This is a genomic window from Chryseobacterium sp. 22458, from assembly GCF_052044975.1.
Lineage (GTDB): Bacteria > Bacteroidota > Bacteroidia > Flavobacteriales > Weeksellaceae > Chryseobacterium.
This window is the reverse complement of sequence record NZ_JBQEOA010000001.1, coordinates 109,741-125,084: the sequence shown is the minus strand read 5'-3', so window position 1 is coordinate 125,084 and position 15,344 is coordinate 109,741. Positions and strand designations below refer to the sequence as shown.

The 15,344-nt window shown below is 36.8% G+C and carries 15 protein-coding genes and 1 pseudogene; 6 read left to right on the top strand and 10 right to left on the bottom strand.

The features are described from left to right. Positions 1-39: 39 nt before the first annotated feature. The 4 genes and pseudogenes from ACTJJF_RS00625 to ACTJJF_RS00610 form a co-directional block, all read right to left on the bottom strand. Positions 40-591, bottom strand: coding sequence for a DNA-3-methyladenine glycosylase I (locus ACTJJF_RS00625; protein ID WP_440698313.1), 552 nt, complete (start codon positions 589-591; stop codon positions 40-42). 343 nt (positions 592-934) lie between these two features. Next, the gene (locus ACTJJF_RS00620) at positions 935-1,741 is read right to left on the bottom strand and encodes a GLPGLI family protein (RefSeq protein ID WP_440698312.1); all 807 of its coding nucleotides are present in this window, start codon (positions 1,739-1,741) and stop codon (positions 935-937) included. A 71-nt stretch (positions 1,742-1,812) separates the two neighbouring features. Continuing rightward, positions 1,813-2,013, bottom strand: a complete 201-nt coding sequence (locus tag ACTJJF_RS00615; RefSeq protein WP_440698311.1) for a bacteriocin-like protein — start codon at positions 2,011-2,013, stop codon at positions 1,813-1,815. A 161-nt stretch (positions 2,014-2,174) separates the two neighbouring features. Next, positions 2,175-2,300: pseudogene (locus ACTJJF_RS00610) on the bottom strand (IS1595 family transposase); the annotation flags it as partial. A gap of 202 nt (positions 2,301-2,502) precedes the next feature. Between ACTJJF_RS00610 and ACTJJF_RS00605 the strand changes: the two are divergent. The 3 genes from ACTJJF_RS00605 to ACTJJF_RS00595 are packed head-to-tail and all read left to right on the top strand — an operon-like array spanning position 2,503 to position 4,876. After that, positions 2,503-3,417: an alpha/beta fold hydrolase gene (locus tag ACTJJF_RS00605; protein ID WP_440698310.1), complete on the top strand. Its 915-nt coding sequence runs from the start codon at positions 2,503-2,505 to the stop codon at positions 3,415-3,417. A 38-nt stretch (positions 3,418-3,455) separates the two neighbouring features. After that, a complete protein-coding gene (locus tag ACTJJF_RS00600) occupies positions 3,456-3,809 on the top strand; it encodes a hypothetical protein (protein ID WP_440698309.1) in 354 nt (117 codons plus the stop codon). A 53-nt stretch (positions 3,810-3,862) separates the two neighbouring features. Further along, positions 3,863-4,876 carry a TQO small subunit DoxD gene (locus ACTJJF_RS00595; RefSeq protein ID WP_440698308.1) on the top strand — a complete coding sequence of 338 codons (1,014 nt, stop codon included), beginning with the start codon at positions 3,863-3,865 and terminating at the stop codon, positions 4,874-4,876. 210 nt (positions 4,877-5,086) lie between these two features. Here the strand turns inward: ACTJJF_RS00595 and ACTJJF_RS00590 are convergent, their stop codons facing one another. The 5 genes from ACTJJF_RS00590 to ACTJJF_RS00570 all read right to left on the bottom strand — a co-directional run bounded on the left by ACTJJF_RS00590 (position 5,087) and on the right by ACTJJF_RS00570 (position 11,005). Continuing rightward, entirely contained in the window at positions 5,087-5,683 is a 597-nt protein-coding gene (locus tag ACTJJF_RS00590) for a hypothetical protein (protein ID WP_440698307.1), read from the bottom strand. Between the two features lie 481 nt (positions 5,684-6,164). Beyond that, on the bottom strand, positions 6,165-7,742 hold the full coding sequence (locus ACTJJF_RS00585) for a DHA2 family efflux MFS transporter permease subunit (RefSeq protein WP_440698306.1): 1,578 nt from the start codon (positions 7,740-7,742) through the stop codon (positions 6,165-6,167). A gap of 204 nt (positions 7,743-7,946) precedes the next feature. Beyond that, positions 7,947-9,050, bottom strand: a complete 1,104-nt coding sequence (locus ACTJJF_RS00580) for an HlyD family secretion protein (protein ID WP_440698305.1) — start codon at positions 9,048-9,050, stop codon at positions 7,947-7,949. A gap of 16 nt (positions 9,051-9,066) precedes the next feature. Then, positions 9,067-10,383 (bottom strand): TolC family protein, encoded by a 1,317-nt coding sequence (locus ACTJJF_RS00575; RefSeq protein WP_440698304.1) that lies wholly within the window; start codon positions 10,381-10,383, stop codon positions 9,067-9,069. Continuing rightward, positions 10,367-11,005 carry a TetR/AcrR family transcriptional regulator gene (locus tag ACTJJF_RS00570; RefSeq protein ID WP_312296444.1) on the bottom strand — a complete coding sequence of 213 codons (639 nt, stop codon included), beginning with the start codon at positions 11,003-11,005 and terminating at the stop codon, positions 10,367-10,369. The genes ACTJJF_RS00575 and ACTJJF_RS00570 overlap by 17 nt, the downstream gene beginning before the upstream one ends. Before the next feature lie 272 nt (positions 11,006-11,277). Between ACTJJF_RS00570 and ACTJJF_RS00565 the strand changes: the two genes are divergently transcribed. Together ACTJJF_RS00565 and ACTJJF_RS00560 are read left to right on the top strand one after the other, a co-directional pair. After that, entirely contained in the window at positions 11,278-12,351 is a 1,074-nt protein-coding gene (locus ACTJJF_RS00565; RefSeq protein ID WP_440698303.1) for a hypothetical protein, read from the top strand. Between the two features lie 44 nt (positions 12,352-12,395). Continuing rightward, positions 12,396-12,617: a hypothetical protein gene (locus ACTJJF_RS00560; RefSeq protein WP_440698302.1), complete on the top strand. Its 222-nt coding sequence runs from the start codon at positions 12,396-12,398 to the stop codon at positions 12,615-12,617. A gap of 54 nt (positions 12,618-12,671) precedes the next feature. Here the strand turns inward: ACTJJF_RS00560 and ACTJJF_RS00555 are convergent, their stop codons facing one another. After that, the gene (locus ACTJJF_RS00555) at positions 12,672-13,790 is read right to left on the bottom strand and encodes a DNA polymerase III subunit (protein ID WP_440698301.1); all 1,119 of its coding nucleotides are present in this window, start codon (positions 13,788-13,790) and stop codon (positions 12,672-12,674) included. 260 nt (positions 13,791-14,050) lie between these two features. Between ACTJJF_RS00555 and ACTJJF_RS00550 the strand changes: the two genes are divergently transcribed. Beyond that, positions 14,051-15,343 carry a hypothetical protein gene (locus tag ACTJJF_RS00550; RefSeq protein WP_312296440.1) on the top strand — a complete coding sequence of 431 codons (1,293 nt, stop codon included), beginning with the start codon at positions 14,051-14,053 and terminating at the stop codon, positions 15,341-15,343. Position 15,344: the final 1 nt, after the last annotated feature.

Genomic DNA, 15,344 nt, shown 5'->3' with positions numbered 1-15,344 from the left:
AGAATGATTCTGTAGGAATCTAAGCTTATTTGTTGATCCTTAAACCTTTTTCCACAAAGGCTTTTCGGCCAATACTTTGGTGTGAATCGGACAGCTTTCATGATGGGCTCCTTTCAGGTATCCGGTACTCATCAGAAACTCATTCACAATCTCTCCGCCTGTGAATTTGAATGTTTTCTTGAAAAGCTTCATCCATTCCGGTAAGGTCTTAGGATGGTGATGTTCCAGCCATTTTTCAAAAGACCCGAATTCTTTCTGCAGTTCAATGATCGTTCGGGCGTTTTCGATTGCTGCATTTACTTTCAGTTTATTTCTTATAATTCCACTGTCGTTCAAAAGTCTTTCACGGTCTCCTTCTGTATAGGCAGCGATTTTCTGAATATCAAAATTATGATAGGCTGCCCTGAAGCTTTCTTCTTTTTTTAAGACCGTTTCCCAGCTTAATCCGGCTTGGTTAATTTCTAAGATCAATCTTCCAAATAACTCATTATCATCATGGATCGGAAATCCGTAATAATTATCATGATAATTTTTGTGCAGTTCTTTTCTGCTTTCGGGCTGCATTCGGTCTATGGCTAAGCAATAACTCATCGAAATTTTCTGTTTTTTTTATTTAATGCGATAAAGATAAGGCAGGATTATGACAACTGTTAGTCAGCAGAAATAATTTTTGATAATGATATATAATGATGTACCAAAATAATTAAACAACAGCACCATACCTAAAAATCAATTATTTATGAAAAAAGCAGAAGATTTAGAAAAAAGCATGGAAGCTTCAAAAAATGAAAGTGATTGGAATATTGATCAGATGAAAAAATGATGGAAATTCAAACTAAAATGCTAATTGAATTAGCAGATATGTATAAGTAGTCTTTAAAGAGAAATCCAGCAAGTGCTGGATTTCTCTTATATTTTGTATGTTTGGTTAAAATTATTTTTCGTATTTTATTGGTTTATCTAATTCAATTGGGTTATATGTATCTCTAATATTCTTTTGTAAATTTTCTGTCATTTGCTTCATGCTTATTGAAATAGCATTTTGATTTTGATCTACAGTTTTATAAGGGATATTTCGTGCTTTTACTTCAGAATATGGGTCAATATAAAAATTATTTTCTAATTTATTTAGAACATCCCAAGTAATTTCTTTTTCTGGTTTTCTATAAGGTATCTTGTTTGAGTTGTTTCTAATTTTTACTAATTCAAAATTGTAGTCTGATTTATCATCTGATATTCTAACAATTAATCCGGGTAAACCATTAAAAATATAGGGTCCATCCTGCAATGGAATTTCTTGTGTAAACCACGCAATCCATCTTCTTCCACCATATGTCAACTCTGCCTTTTGACAATTAAAGGTTGCTATTCTTAATTTATCATTTAAAATTTTCCAATCTAAATCTTCTATAGCTAAAGAATATACATCTCCAAAAAAAGGAGTCATGATAATCTTACTTATTTTCTTTTCAGATAAATTTTTATGAGTGTAATATTGATGATTGTAAAGTAATTTATGACCTAAACCATAACCGGTTTTTTCAATTAAAGAATCTGAATATTTATCATGCTCTGAACGAAACAGAGATTCTTTATCAGAAGTATCCAAATAAAAAAGCTCATTCTTATAATCAGTTTTATTTAAATTTAGTTTGTACCTTAACTCATATGCAAATGTTATATTTTGTGATAAAAAATTACAATATAAAAAGTAACAACAAACAAAAAATATTTTTTTCATCTTAAAATAATAGCTTTTATCTAAAAAAGTACGGGATGCAAAAGCTATACATCCCATAACATGTTAATTCTTTAAATACATTTCAAACACCCACTTGTAGCATCTCCATTTGGACCGTAAACCCAATATAACCCACATGTAAGACCAAATTGTTCACAACTACTTCCTCCTAATGAACAAGCATCACCACAGTTTCCAGGAACTCCTGGATATGGTCGTCCACCAGTTAAGTCTTTAAGATTATTTCGAGATAATTTCTTAAGATTTTTCATGATTGTAATTATTTTAAAATTAAAAACCAAATATAAATATATAAATCAAACTACTGAGAAAAATTTTATTATGTTAAACAATTTAAATTCAAATATTTACATGCTAATTCAACCTGAGTAATACCATCAAATTTTCCTGTTCTACCGGGTTGAAATGCATTTCTAATTCTTGAAAGCATGAACCATGCAGGTTTTTGGGTTACGTCCATATCCTTAGCCAATTGATGACTACTAATTCCTTTTTTATGTGATGAAAACAAATAGATAGCAAGAAACCATTTTTTTAAGATAATGATATATAATTTTTATACTATAAATACATGAATAAAATGAAAAACTCGTGAATTTATGACGATTAAAATATTCTCACTGATAAGCAGGCTTTTCTTGGTAGTTCAGAATTTCTGCCGGGTATGGTGTCATAAGCTTCCTATACCTTTCATTACTTTTGAAAAAATTTAGTAGTTTAGAAAATTCAAAATTATAATCGTGAAATTTCTTATCTCTTTTATTTTCATCTTATTTTTCACTGTATTTAACGCACAGGATTTATATTCTAAGGCATATGGAAACAGCCGGAATCCTGCAGTGATTTTTATTCATGGCGGACCGAGCGGAAATGCGACCTTATTTGAAGGAACCACGGCACAGCAATTAGCAGAAAAAGGATTTTATGTAATCGTGTATGACAGACGTGGTGAAGGGCGTTCTAAGGATGACAGTGCCTCCATGACATTTAACGAAAGTTTTAATGATTTAAATGGACTCTATACAACCTACAACATTAAAAAGGCCAACATTCTAGCCCATAGTTTCGGAGGGATCATCGGGACTTTATTTACGGCTAAATTCCCTGAAAAAGTCAATTCGCTTACCCTTGCAGGGGCTTTATTTACTCAACAGCAAACTTATGATCATATCTTAAAAAAGGCAAAAGAACATTTCAGAAATGACCCGGCGCTGCTTAAGGAAATTTCAGAGATAGAAAACCTTGATAAAAACTCTGCTGCTTACAGGAAAAGATGTTATGAAATAGCAGGCAAGCTCAACTTTTTTGAGATGTCCCATCCTACCCAGAAAAGTGAAAGATTAAGAAAGGAATATAAAAACGGTGAACTTTACAGAAACAACATCAGAAATGCAAATTCTCCAATTAAATTTTATCAGAATGAACCACTGAATAACCTGGACAACAGATCCGTATTGAAAGATATCAGAAAAAAAGGTGTTCCTGTTTTTGCTGTTTACGGTAAGAATGATGGAATCTTCTCAGAAAAACAACTTGCCGATCTTACCGATATCGTTGGAAAGAGTAATTTCAAACTGATTGATAACTGCTCCCATTATTTATTTGTAGACCAGCAGGAGGAATTTTTAGAATTTATGAAGCTGAAATTAAAATAAAGTGTAGTTTTGTATTGATGTCAAATTCAACACTATATATGAAGACCTATAAAAGCATAATCACAATGCTTATTCTGGTGTTTTCACTATCGCCATGTTCTGTGAAAAGGAATGTGCTTGATATTTTTGACATTCAGTATATCAGTGGTCTGAATAAGGTGAAAACTACATCAGGACCTTCTTTCAGTTGTGATACAGGTTCGGTTTCTTCTCAGGTTTCGGTTTCTAAAGCTCAAACTGCAAAGAACAAAGGTTTTGTATCCGGTTTCACCCCTAAAGCAAAATACAGAAAGGAAGAGAAAATTTCTTTCAATGAATATTCAGGACATTCTACGGGAAACAGTCCTCCGAAGTATATTTTGTTTAAAAGACTGAAATTAAGCCTGGTTTAAATTTTTTTTAAATCAGATTTAATCAGTTTTTTTATCAAACAATATACATTTCAATGAAACAAACTTTCAACAGCCAGTCTTCTGACCTGGCCGGACTTTATACTTTATCTCTCCGAATGGTTATCGGATGGACCTACTTTTCAGCTTTCTGGCGCAGACTTATCCTCGAAAACAAGCTTATTCCTGATGAAAAAGGATATATCGGAGAAAAATTCAACCATTTTTTACCCAACGCTTTAGGAATCAAACCGGTTATCGAATATCTGGTGACCCATCCTGATGCCTTACAACGGTCGATGATGATTTTTACCATTATTGAAGCTGTCGTTGGGCTATTTATTATTCTGGGATTACTGACCCGGCTGATGAGTATCGGGATCTTTAGCCTGGCGCTGGGAATTTTACTGGGGTCCGGCTGGCTGGGAACTACCTGTTTAGATGAATGGCAGATCGGAGTTCTGGGTATTGCCGGAGGATTCGTACTTTTTCTCACAGGAAGCGGGCCCTATTCCCTGGATTATTTCTTCATAAAAAAGAAGAAAAGTTTTACGCAGACCGGGTGGTTTTCATGGCTGGGTTCGGGAAATCTTCCTGTTTACAGACCAAAAACATTAATTCTGGCCGGTTCGCTGATGATCTTCGGGCTTACGCTTTATACCAATCAACATTTTCATGGCGGGGTTTGGGGTACGCTTCATAATAAATCTGTAAAACCTAAGGTGGAAATTTCCAATATTTCCCACAATAATTCGGATTTGAAATTCGAGATTTACAGGACAGAAGGAGCCGATGTGTATGGTTCTTTCCTCATTGGGCTTCATATTCTGGATAAAAACGGGAATATTTTAAAGGAAATGGATCATAAAGAGCTTTCCAAGTTTTCAAAAGACAATATTCGGAACCATTATGTTGCCAAAGTGAAACCCGGAAAACACAGCCTTGTCATTCCACTGGGTGCAAAGGCAGATATCAGCATCGGAATTGGTGATATTCTTCAGAAAGAGGAAATCCATACATTGAAACTGATCGATATCAGCGGAATTGAATGGACAGAGGAAATCAGATAGAAAATTATGAATTTTATTGGAATGCGCAAGGATAGGGACAGCTTTTTGAACACTTACAAATCCTCTGCATATTTCAACATTTTAATTTTTTAAATTTTGTCTAAAACCAATGGAATGAGAATTTAATAATAAGAGCGGACCTTTAGCCCGCTCTTAATGATAAGAAATATGGATATGTAATGACAAAATCTTTTATCTTCTGTTTTTTTTCTATTTTTCCGTTATTACAGTCAAATAGCTACAAGTACTGTCTATATCAAGTTTCAGCACTTTCATTTCAATAAAAACATCCAGCCCCATAGTATCGCAGACTCCCTGGATGAAAGGTTTTATGACCGGCCATTTCAGCAGGCCTGCAATCTGAAGGCTCTGGGTGATTTTGTGGTAGCGGTCTACTCCTTTGATCAGTAGTTCAGCTTTGTGGTCATTTAATTCTTTAAACTCAAAATTATATTCGGGACTGGATGTAAAAACTGCTCCTATGAGTATTTTTGCGACGGCGGGAATTCCGGGCTGCAGATCAGGTCTGGTTTCCAGATTTCTCAGTGTCATTCGTGATCCGAGATCATACATAAAGGTACTGGAAAGCTGTTCGATAGCTTCGGCTCCATACAGCTTCCCGGCCTGTTTGAGCATTCCTCCATAAAATACTCCTGTAATATCTGAGAGGCGCTGGGTAAGCTCTTTAAATGTTCCGGGAAAAAAATCTGAAATAAGCTGCTCCTGATCCATTTCAGGAAGATAAACGTCATTCTTCCTGAAATCCGATAATGCGGCATAGGTTTCCGGTAATTGTATCTGATTCATATGTAAAATGGTATAAGTTTTCTGAAGAAAAATAAATCTAAAATCAATGCAGCTGAATAATGCCTATCAGAAACATTGTATTGAGCATTATCAAATAAGGCAAAAGTATACTCCATGAGCATGGGTAAATCTATAATCTAAGGGCAACTTTCCCATAAGAACCTGGCGGAATACTCCGGTCCGTACCTTTTAAGAAAAGGATTTTGAAGGTGAGGGAATCTATTCATATTTTTTCATTTTGTAGCGTAAATTTAAAAAAAAGAAATAAACTCTCCAATATGTGATATTATTTTTAACAAAAAGAAACAATTAATTAATATAGTCATAATGTTTAATGGTAGGGGAAGCCGGAAGGAAGGAGAAAGGAATTTGTTCAAGCCGGAAAATTCACTCTTGCTTGGTTAAAATTAAGTGTCTGCATTTTGCTTAATCTCATTTAACAAAAAAACCTCCGGAAAATCCGAAGGTTTTAATTAAAATTTTAGTGCATGGCTTCACTCAAATCTATTTTTTCTTTACTCTTTCTTTCTTTAATAAATAAGATAAACGGAATACATATTAAAAATATTACCCCGAGGTAAAGAAATACATCCATATAGGACAGTACTGTTGCCTGCTTGGTTACTGAGAGATCGAGCATTTTATAAGCGGCATTCATGGCGGCATCAGGAGTCATTCCTTTGGCTACAAAATTGGCTTTTAATGCTGCCAGTCTTTGCTGAACTTCAAAGCTGTTCTCATCCAAATGGGAAATCAGATTATTCCTGTATTTCTGGCCTGCATTCGCAATGAAAGTGGTAATGGCTGCAATCCCGAAAGATCCTCCCAGCTGTCTCATCATTCCTGTGAAAGCTGCTCCCTGGCCAATTTCCTGCCCCTTAAGCGTACTTAATGATAAAGAGGTAATCGGAATAAACAATAAGCCTAGACCTGCCCCTCTCACGATAAGCATCCAGAAGAAAGCATCTTTACTGGTATCCGGGGTAAGGATTTTATAGCCCCAGAAGCTATAGACAAAGAAGATAAATAATCCTAATGAAACCAGAATCTGCTGTTTGGCTCCTTTTGTGAGTAACCGCCCAATGATAGGCATCATAAATGCTGTTGTCAGTGCTGCCGGAATCATCAACGCTCCCGACTGAAGTGCCGTCCAGCCCAAAATACTCTGTGTATAAAGCGGAACGATAAATGTTGAACCGTACAACCCAAATCCCAAAACAAATGACATCACCGTTCCGATTCTTAAGTTTCCATTTTTCAGTACTCTGAGCTCCACGATCGGATATTTGAAGGTAAGTTCCCGCCAGAGGAACAATATAAACCCTAAGATGGCTGCCACCGTAAAGGCTACAATCATTCCGCTTTCAAACCAGTCTTCTTCATGACCTCTTTCCAGAATAAACTGTAATGATCCTACAGTGACCGCCAATAAACCGATTCCTATCCAGTCTACATCAGAAACCTTACGTTTTTCTGCATATTTAGGACTTCTTACAAACTGTAACGTCATCAAAGTGGCCGCAATCCCGATGGGAATATTAATATAGAAAATATAAGGCCAGCTGTAATTGTCAACGATATATCCTCCAAGTGGTGGTCCTAGTGTAGGCCCGATGATTACCCCCAATCCATAGATGGCCTGTGCCATACTTCTTTTCTCAATCGGATAAGACTCCGTAATAATTGTTTGTGAAGTTACCAAAAGGGCTCCTCCCCCAATTCCCTGCATGAGTCTGAAAAATACCAGTTCCCAGATATTGGTTGCATTCCCGCAGAGAAATGAAAATATCGTAAATATTATGATGGAAGCGGCAAAGTAATTTCTACGCCCGAACTGCTGAGAAAGCCAGCTGGTCATCGGTACGATAATTACGTTTCCGATTGCATAGGCAGTAATTACCCAACCCACTTCTGAAAGTGTAGCTCCAAGGTTCCCTTTCATCTCATTCAGGGCCACATTCACAATGGTGGAATCTACAATCTCAAGAAGGGCACAAAGAATAGCGGTAATCGTAATGATCACTCTCCGTGCTCCATATTCTACTAATGAATCTTGCATGTTTTTAATTTTTATTAAAGATTTAAGAGATTTAGAAATTCAGAAATCAGCGCATCTTTCCTATTATCTGGCTCCATCTGACGAAGTCTGAATTTCTGTTTAACTGATTGAAATTCTAAAGACTGCTCCTCCATTCGCTGTCCGCCGGCATTTTTTAATCTTCATTATTACGATCAATTAATTTTTAATCTCTAAATTCTTTAATTATTTAAGTGAAACTTCTGCCTTCACATTCATTCCTGTTCTCAATCTTTTTGCAATATTCTTATCAAGATTTACAAAATTGATCTTTACAGGAAGTCTCTGAACCACTTTTACGAAGTTCCCGCTCGCATTATCCGGAGGCAGAATAGAGAAAGTAGCTCCTGTAGCCGGAGAGAATGAGCTTACCACTCCTTCAAATTCTTTATCGGGGAAGGCGTCAATTTCAATTTTTACCTTCTGTCCTTCTACCATCTTATCTACCTGCGTTTCCTTAAAGTTGGCCACTACCCATTTCTGGTCATTCTTCACCAAAGCGAATAACTGTGCACCAGCCTGCAGGTACTGCCCTGCCTGAGTAGGTACTTTTCCTACATATCCGTCTTCAGGAGCGAGGATTACGGTATATGACAAATTTAATTTTGCATTTTCTACATCTACTTCTCTTTGCTTCGCAACAGAATTTGCCACACTGATCTGTTGGGAACTTGCTGCTGTCTGAGAAGAAGCAATGGTAGTCTGCTGAGCGATCTGGTTTCTCTGTTCTACCAATACCTGAAGCTGTTTGTCAGCAGATTGTTTTGCTGCCAATGCCTGCTCATATTGCTGTTCTGTAATAGAGTGATCTTTTACAAGGTTAGCATATCTCTTTAAGTCCTGTGAAGTTTTCCAGACGTTTACTTTAGCAGCTTCAATTTGTGCATTAGCTGTTGCTACAGCAGCTTCCGAGCTGTTAATATTTTTAGAAGTGGCAGTGGTAGTTGCTTCGGCAGTAGAAATATTGCTTTTTGCGGTTGTCAAAGCTGCCTGAGATTGTTCAAGAGCCATTTTCTGATCTCTGTTATCCAAAATCACTAACGTATCTCCTTTTTTTACAAACTGGTTGTCTTTCACCTTTACTTCGGCTACATACCCTGAAATTTTAGAAATCACCGGAGCCATATTAGAGGCAATCTGAGCATCGTCAGTTTCTTCATGGTACTGTCCGTATGTATAGGCTCTGTACCCATAGATACCACCTCCTATTACTACAGCTGCTAAAATGAGAGGAAAAACTAAGCTTTTTTTCTTTTTAGGTTCAGCTGTCTGTGTATTATTATTTTCCATTTTGGTTTCGGTCTGATTATTTAATTGTTAAAGTTCCTGTTGTCTGTAATAGTTTTCTGTATGCCAGTGCTGCATCTGCCTTGGCATTGATCACGCCAACATTGGCAGCAATCTGGGCGGCGTCTGCATCCAATAATTCCGTCATGGTTGCAAGACCGTTGTCATATTTGTTTTTTGTAATTCTGTAGTTTTCATTAGCCTGCTCTGCTGACTTTTCGAAAACAATGATCCTTTTTTTAGAATAATCGGTATTCTGATATTCTCTGTTGACGTCAAGCTTGATATTGTCATTCAATAATTCATCTGTAGCGGCCAGTTGTTTTTCTCTCGCCTGTGACTGTCTCAACGATGAGTTTTCTTTCCAAAGGTTGGAAAGGTTATAAGAAATTCCAACTCCTACGTTGATCGCATTGTATACGGTAAGAAACTTGGGAATATCTGCTGCTACATATCCTCCGGTAAATGCAATTGACGGAAGGTTTTCTGCTTTCGCTGCTTTTGTTCCCAATTCTGCTGCCTTTCTCTGCTGAACCAATGCCTGCAGGTCTTTACGGTTTTCTCTTGCTTCATTCACGTAGAAATCAACAGGCTTTACTTCCGAACCTTCTTCAATGTAGTTCTGATCCACCTCAATTTCCGTTGTTTCAGGAAGTCCCAGTAAGAGATCCATATTGATATTGGCAATATTGTAATTGTTCTTCGCTTCAAGCAGCTGAAGTTCAATATTGGAAGTCTGAAGATTGGCTTTTAATCTGTCATTTCTTGCAATCAAACCGTTATTTTCCATTTTAAGGAACGTTTCATCTCTTTTCTGAGAAGCCGCAAGATTTTCTTCAAAAACTTTAATCGACTGATTCGCTTTAAACAGGTTATTATAAGCCTGAGCTACGTTATAAGCAATTGCCGTCTTATCATTTTCAGTGCTCAGTTTGGAAGCTTCCACCAGATATTTTGCAGACTGAATTCCATATTTGATTCTTCCACCACTATAAATAGGTACGCTAAGATTAGCCGAGCCGTAAAGCACCTGGTGTACTTCCGGACCGCCTGCACCGCCGGAAAGCCCCGGAAGTTTAATATCAACATTCGGTTTTATGGGAAGGTACATATAGCTTCCCGAAACTTTCAATTCCGGAAGCTGTCTGTTCTTAGCTTCCAGAAGATCAGCTGTAGCCTCTTCGATCCTGGCTGCATCGATCTTGAGATTTTTGCTGTTCTGGATTCCCAGCTGCACAGCTTCGTCAAGAGAAAGGGTCTTTTTCTCCTGAGCATTTGCATTTGCTATTCCGACGAATAGTGATAATGCAATCACTGAGTTATTTATTCTCTTCATAACCTAGAAGGTCTTTTAGTAAATATTTAATATGTTTATTAAGTTCTGTATAGTATTTTTCATCAAAAGCTTCTTCATCAGTTGTTTCATTCAGGAACTCTTTATACATTTCTTTCGCATTGAATGCATAAAACAAAGTTCCGCTTACGGTAGAATGCAACAGATAAATAGGTGGGTTTTTGGTAAAAATTCCATTTTTAAGGCCACTTTCCAGTATTTGTGAATACATAGAAAGGAATCCCATTTTGGTTTGCTTCAAAAATTCTACAATCTGAGGATTCTTGGTATGCAACTGCTCTCTCTGCATAATCCTGTAAAAGCATTTTTGAGTCCGGATCCTGTTAGAAAACTGATCAATTACTCTTTCAATTTTCTGCCACTCATTGATATCGGTTCTTCCCAAAAGGTCTTTTGAAAAAAACTGACCTTCATTCATTCTGTACTCTACCAATTTCTCATAAAGTTTTTCCTTGGAACCAAAGTAATACGAGATCATAGAGATATTTACATTAGCTGCCTTTGCGATTTCCCGGGTTGAAGTTCCTTCAAAACCCTTTTCAGCAAAGAGCTTTTCGGCAGCGAATAATATATTTTCTTCTTTTGAAATCATGTCTGTGTTCATTTTTCAGGGCGCAAATTTACACAAGTTTCTAAACAAATCAAACGATTGATTGATTTTTTAAGATAGATTTAATGTATTGCAGATAAAAGATTGTTTCTATAAATGGATAAGAAAAGGCTGGAAGTTCCGAGGACTTACTATATAAAATAAACCTGAGTAAAACTTTACTGCTACAGTTCATCTAAAGACTTTGATAACTTCCCTCTTACAGCTTCAATCTTCCTGACTTTAATAGTGTAAAAAAAGATATTATATTTACAAAAACAATTTCTATGGGCTTATTTGATTTCCTTTTTAAGAGGAAGAAGAAAAAAGATCAGACAAACGAAGTAACTTTTGCCATGGATTCTCCTGATGACGTGATAACGGCTGCATTACCAGAAGAAACAACAGTTCCACCAGAAGAAGAGACAATTATCGCACCGGAAGAAACAGTTGCCTCAATAAATGAAGAAGGGAATCTCTTCGATCTTGAAATCATTGAAGCATTCAAAAGGTATTATTGTGATCCTTCTCTTGATATCAACCTTCAGATCCAGGATGAGAAAGGTAACCCCTGTCCTGCACATCAGGCGTATGGGGATCTTTTCAGAGAATGGAAGGGCATTCAGTCAAAATGGGACCGCATCTCATTATTTTACCGTTTCTGGGATGAGTCTCAAATTGAAAAGCTTGAAGACTGGCAGATGATTGAAAGGTATACAAAGGACCGTTATCCTAAAAAGGCTTTCCGTTATTTTGAAGAAAAGATGTCTGACAAAAGACGTCTCAGCAAGGAAGAGCTCGTTTCACTTTCAAGATTACACAGGGCACTGCTGAATAATCCATCTGCTAAAAACTATATTGAAACTGCCTATCATGATCATCCAGAAGATGATTCCGTAAAAGTAGAATATGCAACGGTACTTCATATCATAGGAAGTCATTCTGAAAAAGAGCTTTCCCATCAGCTGTTTCATGAGGTACTTGACAAAAAGATACAGCGTAATGATACTGAATCTGTTTTTGACTGTTTTAAATTTTCTGAAGGGTATACAGACTCCTCCATCTTTGCGATGCTGTATCTGATGAATACTGAAGCTGATAATGATGCCTGGGATTATATTGCAGATGAATATTATCACTGCCCTGTCTTCAGATATGAGCATGCGGTACAGCTATCACAAACTGATAATTCTTTGAGAGCACTTGCAAAGCTGACCTCTTTAAGCCAGGAATTTCCGTGGTTCAAAACGGCTCTGGAAAGTACCATAGGCAATATTAAATCAATGCGGAAACAGCTCAATGATCCTGATTTTATGGAAAAAGAGCTTCAGGAATTCCAGGCCTCATTAAAAAATTCGTAGGTAAGCGAAAAAATATTACATTAGATTACTTAAAATTTTAGACCATGAAAAAAATAATCTCAGTTCTTGCCATCGGCTTATTCACATTCAGCTATGCTCAGGAAAAGCCTAAAGAAGGTGGATGCTGTGCAGGAAAAGATAAAAAGGAATGTTCGGTGAAAGATAAAAAATCATGTACTGACGGACATCACAAAGATTGTGACATCAAAGCAAAAACAGCTGGCAACACTTCTAAGAAGACTTCCAAAATAAAAAAGGCAGCTTAATAAAAAGTAACTGAAAAATAAAACTCCGGAGATTCCCGGAGTTTAGCTTATATATTATACACTCTTGTGAATATATCTTGACAGTTTGATTCCAAGATCTGTCCATATGATTTTAGGATTTCCGTTCCGGGTCAGGTGCAGGTCAGCCGCATTGATTTCTTCCAGAATACTTTCAATATTGGCACCGCTTATATATTTTGAAAACCCGTCCCAATTGAATCCGTTGGCATTGATTTTTTTGTACACCAGGTTTTCAGACTGATAATTCTGCAGCAACGCCAATCTGAAAATCTCTGAACAGTAGTTTAAAAAGTTTTTTTGCTTTTCTCTGTTCCATCCTGCAATTTCCCTTGCCCAGAAAATAATGCTCTTGAGATAGGCAGGTTTCTTTTTTACCATAAATGCGTCCCTCACCCACTGTACAAATAACTGTTCAAATTCATTGGTCTTATCTCCTGACTTCAGTAGTTTTATGGCTTCATTAAGGTTTCCCTGAGCTTCATGTACTACTTCTCGCACCTTTTCATCAGTTACGGAATGATTCTGTTTAAGGTATTGTTCCAGGTCTTCATCCTGTATTCTGGGAACTTCTACAATCTGTGTTCTGGAAAGAATAGTAGGAAGTATGTCGTTGGTATTTTCTGCCGTAAGAAGAATAATGGTCTTTGCAGGGGGCTCTTCCAGGAATTTCAGGAATTTGTTGGAGGCGGCAACATTCATTTTATCGGCCCTCCACACGATGAGAATTTTGGTTCCGCCTTCAAAGCTTTTCAAAGAAAATTTCTGGTTCTGGTCATCCACTTCATCTGCCGAGATAAATAGCTGTTTATTTTCAGATTCCAGAAAGGCAGTCCAGTCGTCATAGCTTGCGTAAGGTGAAGCAAGGATCATGTCCCTGAATTCATCAAATTTACTTTTGCTTAACGAGTTTCTGTTATCGGTAAAAACAGGAAAGCTGAAATGCAGATCCAGGTGATTGAGATGTTCTACCTTTGCGGCAGCATGCTCATTTTCCTGACTTAAAATCTCTTTTGCATAAGCCAATACCATAGGTAATGTCCCGTATCCCTCTTTTCCTACGAAAAGCTGGGCATGGCTCACTCTGTTTTCGGCAATACTTTCTCTAAGAAGTTTTTTCAGATTCACCTGTCCGGCGATATTCTCCCAATTCATGTTTCAAAGATAAAGAATTTTTGCTGACGCAAAGTGAATCATGATAACCGGTGGTCAATTTTTGCTTCACAAAGTTAAAGATCAGTTTTCAGCCTGAAAAAATCAAAAAACATTGTAAAATAACTATTCGCAATTGGCATAAATAATCTGTAAAGATTCAAAATTTCCCATTATACCGGGCCTTAACAAACTTTAACCACATATAATTTTTACAATTCATTAATATTTAAGATATTTGCGCATTGTTTTAAAAAGAAAGAATGAAAAAAATCTTTGTAGTATCATTCATATCAGTTGGATATTTTCTAAATGCACAGAGTCTAAGTAACTCTCCTTATGCTGCATACGGAATCGGAGATGTAAAATATGATAATACGATCGAAACTGCTTCCATGGGAGGTATATCAACAGCTTTTATTAGCGACTTTACCAGCAGTTTCAATTTTGCCAACCCGGCCAACAACGCCAATTTTGAACTTACAAGTATCAGACTGGAAGCTACCAACGAAAACAATTATTTCAAATCGAACTATAACGATATGAAATCTACAAAGCATTCTACGTACCTTTCCAATATTTCACTGGCATTTCCATTATCTCCAAAAGTGAAAATGGGAATCTCTTACCAGCCTTACAGTTCTAAAAGCTATGACATCCAGACGGATCAAAAGGATGCGGACGGAGCTCTTCTGTACAGAAATAATTTCAAAGGAAACGGAACCGTAAATATTGCCCAGCTTGCCGTTGCCTATAAAATCAGTCAGGAATTCTCTGTAGGTGCAAGAGCTAACCTTTATTTCGGGGATTTGAATGATCTTAATGAATTCCGTGCAGTAGGTACTGAGTACGTTAATGGCTATGAAACTAAAAACAGAATCAGAAACTTTAATTTTACTTTAGGTACAAGCTACCAGACGATCAATACCCGTACGGATAAAAAACTGACGTTGGGTGCTACTGCTACTTTTGGAAATACCAGTAATGCAACAACGGATTATACCAACAGTACCTATAGATATGCTGACGAAAAAGCCGGTACTAAAATCACTGAAAGCATCAGCGTTCTGGATCAGAAAAGTGTAAGTTCTAAAAATCTTATCCCTTTCCAGGTTTCATTAGGAGCCGGATACGGAAGTGAAAATCACTGGTTTGTTTCCGGACAGCTTGATTATAAAAAAGGAGAAGATATTTCTTACTTCGGGAAAACGATAGACTTCCAGGATACTTACAGAATTTCTGCCGGAGGATGGTACCTTCCCAACTACAATAACTTCAGAAATTATTTCTCAAGAGTAATCTACAGATATGGAGCTTTCTATGAAAGAGGAAATCTGAAGCTTGAAGGGAACAGCATCAACAAATTCGGTATTTCTGCTGGAGTAATGTTACCATTCAAAAACAGTAGTATTACAAGAATGAGTGGTCTTGAAATAGGATTAGAAGTGGGTAAGAGAGGAACTCTTAATAACAATCTGATCAACCAGAATTTTATCAACCTGAGAGTCGGCTTCAATTTTGCTGATAAATGGTTCAGAAAGACTCTTTATAACTAGA